Source organism: Sphingomonas sp. (genome assembly GCF_042095875.1).
GTDB lineage: Bacteria > Pseudomonadota > Alphaproteobacteria > Sphingomonadales > Sphingomonadaceae > Sphingomonas.
On sequence record NZ_JBELMJ010000002.1, the window covers coordinates 116,481 to 129,148 of the forward strand.

Below are 12,668 nucleotides of genomic sequence, written 5' to 3' on the forward strand. Positions count from 1 at the left end.
CGTCGTCCGACGGGCGTCGAGTAGCGACGAACCGTCGTCATCTTATCCGAATAAAGGCCGGAATGGCGACGTCGTCAACCGGTTGATGTGCGCACCCGTCGTGATCGCCTCCGCGTCGCGGGCCTGGGCGTCAGCCGTTATCGGGCGTCAGCCATCGTCGGACGATAGCGGCATCCGGATCGAGCAGGTGACGCCGCCACCGCGGAACGAGAGGCTGGTCGCGGCGCCGTGCCGCTGCGGCAGAACCTGCTCGATATACTCGCGACCGAAGCCGTCGCTGCTCGGGTCGGTCGATATCGCCGGCACGCCGCGTTCGATCCAGTTGAAGTCGAGCGCGCGCGCGCCGCCCTGATCGACGTCGACGCGCCAGCGGACGTCCACCTGTCCGTTGCCCTTGAGCGCGCCGAATTTAAGCGCGTTGGTGGTCAGTTCGTGGACCGCCAGTCCCATCGCCTCGGCGAGCGAGAGCGACAGGGCGACCTCAGGGCCGGTCACGCTCACCCGCGCGGCGTCGGTCGCGCCGACGCTGATCAGTTCGTCGTGCACCAAAGCTTCCAGATCGGCCGATCCGTGCGGATAGCGCGTCACGATCACCTGCGTGCGCGCGAGCGCGTCGAGCCGGCCGCGGAAGTGATCAACCATGTCCGACCGGTCGTGCGTCGCCTCCGCGGTGCGCATGAAGACCGATCGAATCACCGACAGAATGCTGCGCGCGCGGTGCTGCAGTTCGGCGGTGAGCCGGACGTAGCGTTCCTGCATCACGCGCAGATCGTGGACGTCGGTCGAGGTGCCGAGCCACTCGACGACCGCGCCGCGCGCGTCGCGAACCGGCGCCGCGCGGGTAGTGAACCAGCGATACTCGCCGGTCGCGGCGTGGAGGATGCGGCCCTCCATCTCCAGCAGTCCGGTGCGCTCGGCCGAGCGCCAGAAGGCGCGCGCGGCGGCGCGGTCGCTGGGATGTAGCGCGGCCTCCCAGCCGAAGCCGAGGCTCTGCTGCGCGGTCAGCCCGGTGAAGCTGCTCCACTGCGGACTCGACCACGTCCACTCGCCGCCGTCGACCGCGCGCCAGACGAGTTGCGGCATGCCCTCCACCAGCGCGCGCTGGCGCGCCTCGCTCTCGGCGAGTGCCGCCTGCGCGCGCTTGCCCGCGTCGATGTCGATCGCGAAGGCGACCAGCGTGCCGTCCTCCAGCTCGCGCCCCGCCATCAGCACCCATCTGCGCGCCCCGCCGGGCGCCACGAACTGCGTCTCGAACGGGCCCACCCGCCCGGTGGTGGCGAAGATCGTCAGCTGGTGCCGAGCGTCCGACGCGTGTTCGGGAGCCACGAGCCCGACCCAGTCGAGCGCGCCCGCCTCCAGCTCCGCGCGGGTCCGACCCGTCTTGGCGAGCAACCGGTCGTTGGCCTCGATCAGCGTGCCGTTTCGCGCCAGCACCAGGATGCCGAAGGCGGTGTAATCGAGCAACCGCTGCAACTCGCCGCCGCCGCGCCGGCGCGGGGCGCTGCTGCCGCGGCGTGTCGCCGCCGTGTCGGCATCTGCGATCGGCCGTGGGTCGACGAGCAGCGCGGCGAGATCGGGGTGATGGCGATCCAGCCACGCGAGATCGGACGCGCACGACAGTTCGGGATGCGCCTGAGCCCAGAAATGCTCGGCGCGCACGTAGGACAGCAGCGCCACCATCTGCGCGTAGCGCTCGGGTCCGACCGCCGCCGTCAGTGCCTCGGCGACCGGCACCGCGTCAGCCGGGCAGGTAAACACGCGGGCGAGCGCGTCGAGCACGTCGGCCTCGTCGTCCGAGCCCGCAGCGGGGAGCGAACCCGGGGCGGCGTCGCGCGCGGTGACCCGCGTCACGAGATCATCCAGTTCGCCCCGCGTGACGAAGGGGCGGCGCAGCAGCGCCACCACCGCCTGCCTGTCCTGGTGCGGCGTGTCGCGTTCGCCGGCGGGATAACCGTTGCCGACCAGGCGGCTCACGTGACGCACCAAACAGTAGCGCACGCCCGCCGCCTGCGACAGGCGCACGAACGCGCGCTCCTTGAACAACGGCGGCAGCGGGTTGTCGAGATAGGCTTCCGCGGCGAAGCGGCACAATGCCTCCAGCCCGGCCTTGTCGCTCGCGGAGGTGAAGCGCGCCGGGCTGACGCCCAGGCGCTGGGCGGCGCTCGCCTCCGCGCTGTCGTGTGCGGGGATCCGGTCGGGGTTCGGCGCGTCGTCGTGGGCGGGCTGCGTCACCGGGCGTTCCTTTCCTTACGCGCGGTCACGATGGCCGCGCACCGCAGGCTGGGTATCGCATAACCGGCGACGCGCCCGAACGATGCACGGCGTGGCGGTCAGGCTTCCTCGTCGTCGCCGGCAGCGCCTTGGTCGGGACGCGCACGGCCCTTGAACCCTTGCGCGATCACGTACCATTCGGACGAATCCTTGCGGCTGGCGGGCGGCTTGGCGTGCTTCACCGTGGTGAAGTTGCGCTTCATCTCCGCGACCAGATCGGCGTCGGCGCCGCCCGCGAATACCTTGGCGACGAACGCGCCGCCCGGGCGCAGCACGTCGATCGCGAAGGCGAGCCCGGCCTCGACCAGCGCCATGGTGCGCAGGTGGTCGGTCTGCTGGTGGCCGACGGTGTTCGCCGCCATGTCGGACAGGACGAGGTCGGCGGCGCCGCCCAGCGCCTCGGTCAGCCGATCGGGCGCTGCATCGTCCATGAAGTCCAACTGCAGGATCGTCACGCCGTCGATCGGATCGACCGGCAGCAGGTCGATGCCGACCACGGTCGCGCCGGGCGTGCGGCGCTTCACCACCTGGCTCCAGCCGCCCGGCGCGATGCCGAGGTCGAGGATGCGCTTCTGCCCGCGCAGGAATCCGAACCGTTCGTCAAGCTCGAGCAGCTTGTACGCCGCGCGGCTGCGATAGCCCTCCGCCTTCGCGCGGCGGACGTACGGGTCGTTCAGCTGCCGCTCCAGCCAGCGCGTCGACTGCGCGCTGCGCCCGCGCGCGGTGCGCACGCGGGTGCGTCCTCCCGATCCACCTCTCGACATGGTTCAGCCAGCTTCCATCAATCGCCGCAGGATGCCCTCGCGGATGCCGCGATCGGCGATACCGAGCCGCTCGGCCGGCCACAGGTCGAGAATGCCCTCCAGGATCGCGCAGCCTGCGACCACCAGGTCGGCGCGCTCGCGCCCGATGCAGGGAAAGCGCGCGCGCTCGGCGAGCGACATGCCGGCGAGGTCCTGGCTGATCCGGCGCATGGCGGCGGCGGGCGCGATCAGCCCGTCGACCTTGGCGCGGTCGTAGCGTTCGAGCTCCAGGTGGACGCTCGCCAGCGTGGTCACCGTGCCGCTGGTGCCGAGCAGCCGCGGGCGCTCGCCTGGCTCGGGCAAGCGCGCGGCGAAGGGCGCGAAACTCTCGCGCACCAGCGCGCGCATCCGGGCGTAGCTCGCCGCGCGCTCGCCCGCGCCGTCGCCACCGCCCGCGCTCTCGGTCAGCGACACGACGCCCCAGGGCGCGCTGTGCCAGTCCTTGACGGTCGGCACGGTGCTGGTCGTGTCGATCAGCACCAGCTCGGTCGAGCCACCGCCGATGTCGAACACCAGCGCATGGCCGGTGCCCGGCTCCAGCAGCGCGTGGCAGCCGAGCACGGCGAGGCGCGCTTCCTCCTCGGCGGAGATGATGTCGAGGTGGATGCCCGTCTCGTCGTAGGCGCGCGCGATGAAATCCTGCCCGTTCGCCGCGCGGCGGCACGCCTCCGTCGCGACCGAGCGCGCCAGCGTGACGTTGCGGCGCCGGAGCTTATCCGAGCAGACCTTCAGCGCCGCGATCGTGCGCTCGATCGCCAGGTCTGACAGGCGCCCCGACGAGGCGAGCCCCTCGCCCAGTCGCACGATGCGCGAGAAGGCGTCCACCACCGCGAAGCCCTCGCCCTGCGGCCGCGCGATCAGCAGCCGGCAATTGTTGGTGCCGAGGTCGAGCGCGGCGTAATGCCGCGCGTAGCCGCTGCGCGGATGGGTGCCGCCGCGTGGGTTCTGGCCGCCGCGCGCGTCGGGCGATTGCTGCCTAGCCGAACGGGCGGGATCGGGGTCCCGCCGGCGCGGCAATTCGGCGGGTATTTCCACCATTGCCGTCGTACTCACTTTTTCTTCCGTCACGACATCGCTGGAGCGACGCGCCGGTGCTTGAACAGCAAGTTAGCAGCGCCCGCCCCCCGCGGCAAGCCGCCCGCAGATGAGCGTTGACACGCCTGCCACGCCACCCTAAATGCGCGGCCTCGTTGCCCGATCCTCTAATGGTAAGAGAGCGGACTCTGACTCCGTCAATCAAGGTTCGAGTCCTTGTCGGGCATCCACTTACCGCTAAATAGCCTCTCGATTCGAGAGCAATCGACCCAGGCTGGCGAACCGCAGTGTCCCAGCAGCAACCCCGCTTCTTTCAACTGATTCGATCTGGCCACCTGGGTTCAGCGCGGTGGCGACGGCTGCGTGCGAGCGATTGGGAAGCACTGGTGGGTCCGCCGGGGCTCGAACCCGGGACCTCTCGATTAAAAGTCGCTTGCTCTACCGACTGAGCTACGGACCCCAACAGTGTTCGCGCGACCTAGGGGCGGGGCGGCGCGCGGTCAACCGGGCGCGCAGGTGACGCAGCGCGAGGCCGGTCACCGGATCGCGCCACTCAGGGGCGAGGTGGGCGGCGGGGGCAAGCACGAACGCGCGCTGGCGGAACAGCCGATGCGGCACGGTCAGCCGGCGCGACGCGACCCGGCCGCCGGACCACAGGATCATGTCGAGGTCGATCACCCGCGCCCCCCAGCGGCGACCGGCGCGGCGACCGAACGCCCGCTCGATCCGCTTGAGCCGCGCGAGCAGGTCGGCCGGCGACTCGTCGGTGTCGATCAGCGCCGCGGCATTGGCGAAGGTGCGGGTCGAGGGGCCGAGCGGCGCGCTGGCGACGATCGGCGAGGCGCGCCCGCCCAGCAGACGCAGCGCGGCGGCGACCTCGTCGCGTGGTCGGCCGTGGCGGCCGACGCGGTTCGAGCCGAGCGCGACGAGGTAGGTTGAGCGACCCATGGCGATGCGCCTATCGCACGCGGATGTATTTCGCACCCTCCCCCATCCCCGACACCGAGCCGCCGCACGATTGCCCGCGCTGCCCGCGGCTGGTCGCCTTTCGCGATGCCTTGCGCGTCGAGTACCCCGACTGGTGGAACGCGCCGGTCAACGCCTTCGGTGACCCGAGCGCGTGGCTGGCGATCATCGGACTCGCCCCCGGCAAGCACGGCGCGAACCGCACCGGGCGGCCGTTCACCGGCGATTACGCGGGCGAGCTGCTGTTCAACACGCTGGGCAAATACGGGCTGGCGCACGGCACGTTCGAGGCGCGGGCGGACGACACGCTGACGCTCGACGGCGCGATCATCATCAACGCGGTCAAGTGCCTGCCGCCCGAGAACAAGCCGACGCCCGAGGAAATCCGCACCTGCCGTACCTTCCTGGCGGGGCAGACCGCGGTGCTGCCCAACGTCCGCGTGTTCGTCGCACTGGGGCAGATCGCGCACCAGTCGGCGGTCAAGCTGCTCGGCGGGCGGTTGCCCAAGGCGAAGTTCGGGCATCTGGCCGAGCACGAGATGCCCGACGGGCGCATCCTGCTCGATAGCTATCACTGCTCGCGCTACAACCAGAACACCGGGCGGCTGACCACCGAGATGTTCGAGGCGGTGTTCGCGCGCGCGCTCGAGCTTCGCGAGCGGGTTGGGGCGTGATACGATTGTTGCATCGCTGAACGAGGAGTTCGACTGTGTCACTTCTTCTGCTCGTCGCGCTGGCCGGTGCTGCGCCCGCCAAGACGCTCAATGCCAAGCCCGTTTGCCAGGACATGCAGACTCGGCTGATCGCGGGAAAGCGCGCGGGCGGCATTCATCCGCTCGCGCACGAACCCAATGCCGACGCGGTGCTGACGGTGCTGCGAAGCGAGAACGGCTGCTCGCGCCCGGTCAAGGTACGCGAGGACATCGGCGCGCGGCGACGTTGATAGCGGCGGCGCCAATGCCTCAGATGTCGGCGACCAGCCGGCCGTAGAGTTCGGGGCGGCGGTCGCGGAAAAAGCCGAAGGCGGCGCGGTGGCGCTTGACGCGCGCGAGGTCGAGCGTCGCGGTGATGACGCCCTCCTCCTCCCGGTCGAGCTCGGCCAGTATGTCGCCGCGCTCGTCGGTGATGAACGACGTGCCGTAGAAGGTCTGGCCGTGCTCGGTGCCGACGCGGTTGGCCGCGATCACGGGGACGACGTTCGACACCGCGTGGCCGACCATCGCGCGGCGCCACAGCCGCGCGGTGTCGAGCGAGGTATCGTGCGGCTCGCTGCCGATCGCGGTGGGGTAGAACAGCACCTCCGCCCCCATCAGCATCATCGCGCGCGCGGTCTCCGGGTACCATTGGTCCCAGCAGACGCCGACGCCGAGTGTGGTGCGGTTCGGGCCCGGCCACACCTTGAACCCGGTGTTGCCGGGGCGGAAGTAGAATTTCTCCTCGTAGCCCGGGCCGTCGGGGATGTGACTCTTGCGGTAGACGCCCCCCACCTCGCCGTCGGGGCCGATCATCGCCAGGCTGTTGTAATGGTGCGGGCCGTCCGCCTCGAAGAAGCTGGTCGGGATCCACACGCCCAGCGCCTCGGCCAGTGCCTGCATCGCGAGCACCGCCTTGTGCTCGCCCACCGGCGCCGCATTGGCGAACAGCCCCTCGTCCTCGACGCGGCAGAAATACTCGCCCTCGAACAATTCAGGCGGCAGGATAACCTGCGCGCCGCGCCCGTGCGCCTCGCGCACGGCCTCGGACACCTTGGCGATGTTGGCGTCGATGTCGGCGGAGAAGGCGAGCTGGAGCGCAGCGACGGTGATCTCGGTCATGCCCGCGCAGATAGCGACGTCGTTACTCAAGCGCCAGCTTCGCGCCCTCCACGTCGTCGAGCAGCGCGGCGGCGACCGGCCCGCCGTGCAGGACGGAAATGTCGCCCGTCGTCTCCAGCACCACTGCCCGCACCTGCGCTAGGTCGTGGACGTTGGCCGCGCGTAGCTTCGCCATCACGTCGCTGCGTGACACGCGGGTGCTGCGCAACGCCGCGTCAATGAACGCACCCTCGTGCATCAGCAGCACCGGCGTGTTCTCCATCACGCGGCGCGCCGCCCGCCATCGACGCAGCAGCGCCAGCGCGACCTGCGTCGCGAGCAGCGCGAGGATCGCGACCATCGCCTGCACGTAGGCGGCCCAGCCGGTGACAGTCGCCGCAGTGGCGAGCAGCGACGCGGTCGCCAGCGTGATGACGAAGTCGAACGCCGTCATCTTGGAAAAGGATCGCAGGCCGACGATCCGCACCAGCAGCAGAATCCACAACAGCCCGGCAATCGTCAATGCCGCCCCGCGCACGACCGCGTCGGTCAACGGGGACAACGCGAACATCGTCACCCGATCAACAACCCTGCGAGCGCGGCGCTCATCAGGTTGGCGAGGCTGCCCGCGACCAGCGCGCGCAAGCCGAGCTTGGCGATCGTCGGGCGCTGGTTGGGGGCGAGGCCGCCGGTCACCGCCATCTGGATCGCGATGGAGGAGAAGTTGGCGAAGCCGCAGAGCGCAAAGGTGATCACCGCGACCGTGCGCGGCGACAGCGCCGCCGCCTGCTTGCCGAGGTCGATATAGGCGACGAATTCGTTCAGCACGATCTTCTCGCCGAACAGCCCGCCCGCGATCCCTGCCTCGTTCCACGGGATGTTGAGCAGGAACATGACCGGCTGGAACACGTAACCGAGCAGCCCCTGGAAGCTCAGCCCCGGTAGCCCGAGCAGATTGCCGATGCCGCCCAGGATGCCGTTGGCGAGTGCCACCAGTGCTACGAACGCCAGCACCATTGCGCCGACCGCGACCGCGAGCTTGACGCCGGTCTGCGCGCCCTGCGCCGCCGCCATGATGAGGTTGGCGGGCTTCTCCTCGTCGTGCGTCGCGTCGGGCAGCGGTTCGCCCGGCGTCTCCGACGGCAGCACCGCGGGGCCGCGCGCGTCGAGCCGCCCTTCCGCGATCGCGATCTGGCGATCCTCGATGCTCAAGGGGTCGTTGGGGTCGTCGAGCGGCAGTTCGCCGGCGCGCGGGGCGAGCCGATCGGGCATGATGATCTTCGCCATCAGGATGCCGCCGGGCGCCGCCATGAAGCTGGCGGCGAGCAGATAGTCGATGCTGATCCCCATCGAGGCGTAAGCGGCGAGGATCGTCCCCGCGACGCCCGCCATCCCGCTGGTCATCACGGTGAACACCTGCGGCGGGGTGAGCCCGGCGAGATAGGGTCGAATGACGAGCGGCGACTCGCTCTGCCCAACGAAGATGTTGGCGGCGGCGCACAGGCTCTCGACCTTGCTGACGCCGATCACGCGCTCGATCGCGCCGCCGAGCCAGCGCACCACCAATTGCATGATGCCGAGGTGATAGAGGATCGAGACGAGGGCGGCGAAGAAGATGATGACCGGCAGCGCCGCGATCGCGAAGCTCGTCCCGCCAATCTCGGGCCGCGCGAGCGGGCCGAACAGGAACTCGACCCCCGCATGCGCGTAGCCGAGCAGCGCCGCGACCCCGCCCGACGCACCCGCGAGCGCAGCGCGGCCGGGCGACCAGTAGAGCACGATGACCGCGATCGCGGCCTGGAGCGCGAAGGCGGAGCCGACCACGCGCAGGCGGATAGCGCGGCGATCGGTGGACAGCAGCAGCGCGATCCCGAGGATCACCGCGACGCCGGCTAGGCCGATGAGGATACGCTGCATGAAATTTCCGAGACAGGTGGATCGAGAAGCGCGGCCCCCCGCGCTGACCGGCATCATACACACGGGTCGGTGCGGCGCCATACATGCTGCGGATCGCCGGTAACAGCGGGAAAAAGCGTGCAAAACCGCGGTTCGGGCACCGCACCGACGACGGAGGCGACGGCGATCGAGGCCACCTTGCGCCTTGCAAGCGCTCGCGTCGTCGTGCTCAACATGACGCCGAACGGGGAAAGACGTGTCGATGACGATGACGACGAGGCGGCTGGCGTGGTGCGCGCCGATGCTGCTGCTGAGCGCACAAGCCGCGCCGGTCGCGGCACCGGACGGCGATTTCTGCACGCGACTGGCCGCCAATGCCGGGATCGAGCGGCCGGCACCGCCGCCGCCCGGCCCAACCAGCTGGACGGTCAACGCGCTCAACTTCGGCCAGCGCTTCATCTTCGGCGGCGCAGCGGCGACGGGTGTCAGGGTCACGCCGGTCGAGCCCGCGACCGCGGCAGATTACCGGCGGCTGGAGGATCTGTGCATGCCCGAGGACAAGGGTGCGACCTGCAACCTTGTCGGCCCGCTCACTTCAAGTTCATCTGGAAGGGCAAGAAGGTGGTGACGCCGATGCAGCCGGGCGAGCGCGCGACGATCATCGTGGCCGGCACGCGCACCACCTGTCGATCGGGCACGGACGCGGGCACTGCGGGGGCATGAACGTTCTGACTTCTCCGGGCGATTGACCGGGCGGCGTTTCGCGTTAGCAGTTCGGCCATGCCGATCCCGCCCACGCCGATCCACCAGACGCCCGCGATCTCGCGGTCGTTGTTCGTGTTCTCGATCTTCTACGGCGGCATGACGTGCATCGCGGGCGTGCTGGGCAACAAGCAGGTGTCGCTCGGGCCGTTGTCCGCGCTGGGCCCCGCGGTCGGCCTGCCGCCGCTGGCGATCGAGGCGGGCATCTTCGCGTTCCTGCTGCTGGTCGTCACCAGCAGCGCGGTGGCCGAACTGCACGGACGCGCGACCGCCAACAAGTTGGTGCTGTTCGGGTTCGTGCCATTACTCGTCTCGATCCTGCTGACGCTGATCGTGCTGGCGCTGCCCGCGGCGGGCGAGATGGGGGCCGATCGGCTGGCGGCGTTCAACACCATGATGGGGGCGACGCCTTGGATCTGGCTGGGCGGGATCATCGCCTACGGCGTGTCGCAGACGCTGAACGTCACGATCTTTTCCTGGCTAAAGGGGCGCGAGGGCAATTCGCTGCTGTGGTTCCGCGCCGGGGTCGCCAGCGCGCTGAGCCAGATCATCGACACGATCCTGTTCATCACCATCGCCTTCGGGACTTCGGCGGTCGGGTGGCTGATGGCGGGGCAGATGCTGGCCAAGGTCGTGCTGTCGGCGGTCCTGGTGCCGCCGCTCATCTACCTGGCGGTCGCGATCGGGCGGCGGCTGGACCGCGAGGGTGCGCGGCCGGGCGTTTGAGCCCTCTTGTTCCGCCGCCGCGATCCGCTAAGGCGCCGGGCGTGGAGCACGGCGGCGACGCCGCGCACCATCTGATCGCGCCGGTGCCCGAGAGGGCTTGAAAGGGAATGCGGTGAGAGGGGGCCTCCCCCTCCAATCCGCGGCTGTCCCTGCAACTGTAAGCGGCGAGCGCGGTGCACAAGGCGGGCGGTTCGTGCCGTTCGCAGCCACTGGGGAAACCTGGGAAGGCCGTGCACCGGGCCGTGACCCGTGAGCCAGGAGACCTGCCGGCGCGTGTCGCTCATTGGCTTTGGTCCAGGGGATGGCCGGGGCACGGGAAGTTTTCTCGTCGAGCGACGAAGCCGCGCGGCTCGGGGTCGCGACGGTGCGTGGACCGGGTGGCGCGACGCGTCCGCCGCTCAACCGCGCGCCGACTGGTTTCGTGGCGCCTCGGCACGCGAACGACCCCTTTCCGCGCGTCCGTCACGACGCCGAAAGGGGATCAAAGCATGAAGTTCGTTTCACTGGCACTCGCCACCACCGCCGCGCTGCTGCCGCTATCGGCCACCGCGCAGCTCGCGCAGGCCGACCAGCCCGCCGACACCGACGCACCCGTTACCGACACCGTTGTCGTCACCGCCAACCGCGGCGCGGGCGGCATCTCCACCGCGACGCTGGGATCGTCGGCGACCGTCATCAAGCCGGTCGACCTGGCCGACCGCCAGACGCGCGTCGTGTCCGACGTGCTGCGCGACGTGCCGGGCGTCTCGGTCAACCGCACCGGACCGGTCGGCGGGTTGACGCAGGTCCGCATCCGCGGCGCGGAAGGCAACCATACCCTGGTCCTGATCGACGGGATCGAGGCGGCCGATCCCTATTCGGGCGAGTATGACTTCGCCTCGCTGGTCGCCGATCCGGGCGCGCGGATCGAGGTGCTGCGCGGCGAGCAGAGCTCGCTCTACGGATCGGACGCGATCGGCGGCGTGATCAACTACATCACCGCGAGCGGGCGCGAGATGCCGGGCTTCGCGGGACGGATCGAGGCAGGCTCGTTCAACACGGTCAACGGCGCCGCGCGCGGTGCCGGGACGCTCGCGGGCGTCGATTACGCGGTCGGCGGGTCGTACCTGGGCACCGGCGGCTTCGTGGTGGCGCCGGGCGGATCGCGCGACATCGGGTCGCGGATCGGGACGGTGAACGGCAAGCTCGGCTACGAAGTCGCGGGTGTCAGCTTGCGCGGCGTGGTGCGCTACACCCACAGCGAGGCGGAGCTGAACGACCAGGATTACGCAGTCACCGGCAACGCGATCGACGCGGGCGGCACGTACCGCAACGACGCCTTCTACTCGCTGCTCGGCGCGCGTTTCGGCACCGCCGACGGGCGCTGGAGCAACGACGTGTCGGCGCAATATGCCGACACGGACCGCGCATTGTTCGACGACGCAGGCAACGAGACGTCGGGCAACACCGGGCGGCGGATCAAGGGATCGTACGTGTCATCGCTCAAGCTCGGCGGCGACCGCGTCACGCACCAGATCACCGGCGCGGTCGATTACGAGCGCGAGGAGTTCCGCGGCACCTCCGCGTTCATCAGCGGCGCCAACCCGTTCCGCGACACGACCAACTGGGGCTTCGTCGGCCAGTATCAGTTGACGGTCGGCGAGCGGCTGGGGCTGGGCGCGTCGGTGCGGCACGACGACAACAACCGGTTCCGCAACGCGACCACGTGGCGCGCGCAGGGCAGCTACCGCTTCGATTTCGGCACGCGCGTGCACGCGGCGGGGGGCGAAGGCGTCAAGGCGCCCAACTTCTCCGAACTGTTCGGCTTCTCGCCGACCAGCGGATTCGTCGGCAACCCCAACCTCAAGCCCGAGCGCTCCTACGGCTGGGAAGCGGGCGCGGAGCAGTCGTTCCTGGACGGGCGCGGGCGCGTCGACGTGACCTATTTCCACGCGGTGCTGCGCGACAAGATCGTGTCGGTGTTCGCGCCGACCTACACGGTGGTCAATGCCGCGGGCCGATCGCCGCACGAGGGTGTCGAGGTGTCGGCGAACCTCGCGCTGCCCGCGGGCTTCCGCTTCGACGGGTCGTACACCTATCTCGACGCGGAGGACGAGGCGGACGCGACGCTGATCCGCCGGCCCAAGCATATCGGCAGCGCGAACCTGGCGTGGCGCGCGCCCGACGACCGGTTCGGCGCGAACGTGACGGTGCGCTACAACGGGCGCGCGCTCGACACCAATTTCGCGACCTTCGCGACCGAGCGGCTGGACGACTACACGCTGGTCAACCTGAACGGCGACGTCCAGCTGACGCCGGGGCTGTCGCTCTACGGCCGGGTCGAGAATCTGTTCGACGAGGATTACCGCGAGGTGGTGGGGTTCCGCACCGCGGGGCGCGCCGCCTACGCCGGCATCCGGGCGCGGCTGTAAGGCGG

Annotated in this window: 12 protein-coding genes, 2 tRNA genes and 1 riboswitch; of the genes, 6 read left to right on the plus strand and 8 right to left on the minus strand. The window is 70.1% G+C overall.

Annotated features, from left to right (window positions below):
- Positions 1-147 precede the first annotated feature (147 nt).
- The 3 genes from ACFDS6_RS01605 to ACFDS6_RS01615 all read right to left on the minus strand — a co-directional run bounded on the left by ACFDS6_RS01605 (position 148) and on the right by ACFDS6_RS01615 (position 4,112).
- The gene (locus ACFDS6_RS01605) at positions 148-2,232 is read right to left on the minus strand and encodes a sensor histidine kinase (protein WP_375270360.1); all 2,085 of its coding nucleotides are present in this window, start codon (positions 2,230-2,232) and stop codon (positions 148-150) included.
- Between the two features lie 98 nt (positions 2,233-2,330).
- Positions 2,331-3,035: an RlmE family RNA methyltransferase gene (locus ACFDS6_RS01610; RefSeq protein ID WP_375270361.1), complete on the minus strand. Its 705-nt coding sequence runs from the start codon at positions 3,033-3,035 to the stop codon at positions 2,331-2,333.
- A 3-nt stretch (positions 3,036-3,038) separates the two neighbouring features.
- Positions 3,039-4,112 (minus strand): Ppx/GppA phosphatase family protein, encoded by a 1,074-nt coding sequence (locus tag ACFDS6_RS01615; RefSeq protein WP_375270387.1) that lies wholly within the window; start codon positions 4,110-4,112, stop codon positions 3,039-3,041.
- 153 nt (positions 4,113-4,265) lie between these two features.
- On the opposite strand from ACFDS6_RS01615, the gene ACFDS6_RS01620 reads away from it, so the two are divergent.
- A tRNA-Gln gene (locus tag ACFDS6_RS01620) sits at positions 4,266-4,339 on the plus strand.
- 154 nt (positions 4,340-4,493) lie between these two features.
- Here ACFDS6_RS01620 and ACFDS6_RS01625 read toward each other — a convergent pair.
- Positions 4,494-4,569, minus strand: a tRNA-Lys gene (locus tag ACFDS6_RS01625).
- Entirely contained in the window at positions 4,560-5,057 is a 498-nt protein-coding gene (folK, locus tag ACFDS6_RS01630) for a 2-amino-4-hydroxy-6-hydroxymethyldihydropteridine diphosphokinase (protein WP_375270362.1), read from the minus strand. Before folK ends, ACFDS6_RS01625 begins: the two co-directional genes overlap by 10 nt.
- 23 nt (positions 5,058-5,080) lie before the next feature.
- Between folK and ACFDS6_RS01635 the strand changes: the two genes are divergently transcribed.
- Both ACFDS6_RS01635 and ACFDS6_RS01640 read left to right on the plus strand, forming a co-directional pair.
- Entirely contained in the window at positions 5,081-5,749 is a 669-nt protein-coding gene (locus ACFDS6_RS01635; RefSeq protein ID WP_375270388.1) for a uracil-DNA glycosylase, read from the plus strand.
- 35 nt (positions 5,750-5,784) lie between these two features.
- A complete protein-coding gene (locus ACFDS6_RS01640) occupies positions 5,785-6,018 on the plus strand; it encodes a hypothetical protein (RefSeq protein WP_375270363.1) in 234 nt (77 codons plus the stop codon).
- Between the two features lie 19 nt (positions 6,019-6,037).
- On the opposite strand, the gene aguB is transcribed toward ACFDS6_RS01640, so the two are convergent.
- Genes aguB through ACFDS6_RS01655 form a run of 3 tightly spaced genes read right to left on the minus strand, consistent with a single transcriptional unit; the run spans position 6,038 to position 8,785 of the window.
- Positions 6,038-6,889, minus strand: a complete 852-nt coding sequence (gene aguB / locus ACFDS6_RS01645; RefSeq protein ID WP_375270389.1) for an N-carbamoylputrescine amidase — start codon at positions 6,887-6,889, stop codon at positions 6,038-6,040.
- Between the two features lie 22 nt (positions 6,890-6,911).
- Positions 6,912-7,439, minus strand: coding sequence for a DUF421 domain-containing protein (locus ACFDS6_RS01650; protein WP_375270364.1), 528 nt, complete (start codon positions 7,437-7,439; stop codon positions 6,912-6,914).
- A gap of 2 nt (positions 7,440-7,441) precedes the next feature.
- Positions 7,442-8,785 carry a NupC/NupG family nucleoside CNT transporter gene (locus tag ACFDS6_RS01655; protein WP_375270365.1) on the minus strand — a complete coding sequence of 448 codons (1,344 nt, stop codon included), beginning with the start codon at positions 8,783-8,785 and terminating at the stop codon, positions 7,442-7,444.
- A gap of 241 nt (positions 8,786-9,026) precedes the next feature.
- Between ACFDS6_RS01655 and ACFDS6_RS01660 the strand changes: the two genes are divergently transcribed.
- The 3 genes from ACFDS6_RS01660 (at position 9,027) to ACFDS6_RS01670 (ending at position 12,663) form a co-directional block, all read left to right on the plus strand.
- Positions 9,027-9,392: a hypothetical protein gene (locus tag ACFDS6_RS01660; RefSeq protein WP_375270366.1), complete on the plus strand. Its 366-nt coding sequence runs from the start codon at positions 9,027-9,029 to the stop codon at positions 9,390-9,392.
- A gap of 152 nt (positions 9,393-9,544) precedes the next feature.
- On the plus strand, positions 9,545-10,252 hold the full coding sequence (locus ACFDS6_RS01665) for a queuosine precursor transporter (RefSeq protein WP_375270367.1): 708 nt from the start codon (positions 9,545-9,547) through the stop codon (positions 10,250-10,252).
- Positions 10,253-10,316: 64 nt separating this feature from the next.
- A riboswitch (cobalamin riboswitch) is annotated at positions 10,317-10,538 on the plus strand.
- 202 nt (positions 10,539-10,740) lie between these two features.
- Positions 10,741-12,663: a TonB-dependent receptor plug domain-containing protein gene (locus tag ACFDS6_RS01670; RefSeq protein ID WP_375270368.1), complete on the plus strand. Its 1,923-nt coding sequence runs from the start codon at positions 10,741-10,743 to the stop codon at positions 12,661-12,663.
- Positions 12,664-12,668 lie beyond the last annotated feature (5 nt).

Excerpts from the sequence above, each read along its gene's own strand:
- ACFDS6_RS01655 (WP_375270365.1), bottom strand. The coding sequence starts at position 8,785 with ATGCAGCGTATCCTCATCGGCCTAGCCGGCGTCGCGGTGATCCTCGGG.
- ACFDS6_RS01610 (WP_375270361.1), bottom strand. The coding sequence starts at position 3,035 with ATGTCGAGAGGTGGATCGGGAGGACGCACCCGCGTGCGCACCGCGCGC.
- ACFDS6_RS01670 (WP_375270368.1), top strand. The coding sequence starts at position 10,741 with ATGAAGTTCGTTTCACTGGCACTCGCCACCACCGCCGCGCTGCTGCCG.
- ACFDS6_RS01665 (WP_375270367.1), top strand. The coding sequence starts at position 9,545 with ATGCCGATCCCGCCCACGCCGATCCACCAGACGCCCGCGATCTCGCGG.
- ACFDS6_RS01635 (WP_375270388.1), top strand. The coding sequence starts at position 5,081 with ATGTATTTCGCACCCTCCCCCATCCCCGACACCGAGCCGCCGCACGAT.
- folK (WP_375270362.1), bottom strand. The coding sequence starts at position 5,057 with ATGGGTCGCTCAACCTACCTCGTCGCGCTCGGCTCGAACCGCGTCGGC.
- aguB (WP_375270389.1), bottom strand. The coding sequence starts at position 6,889 with ATGACCGAGATCACCGTCGCTGCGCTCCAGCTCGCCTTCTCCGCCGAC.
- ACFDS6_RS01615 (WP_375270387.1), bottom strand. The coding sequence starts at position 4,112 with ATGGTGGAAATACCCGCCGAATTGCCGCGCCGGCGGGACCCCGATCCC.
- ACFDS6_RS01650 (WP_375270364.1), bottom strand. The coding sequence starts at position 7,439 with ATGTTCGCGTTGTCCCCGTTGACCGACGCGGTCGTGCGCGGGGCGGCA.
- ACFDS6_RS01660 (WP_375270366.1), top strand. The coding sequence starts at position 9,027 with ATGACGATGACGACGAGGCGGCTGGCGTGGTGCGCGCCGATGCTGCTG.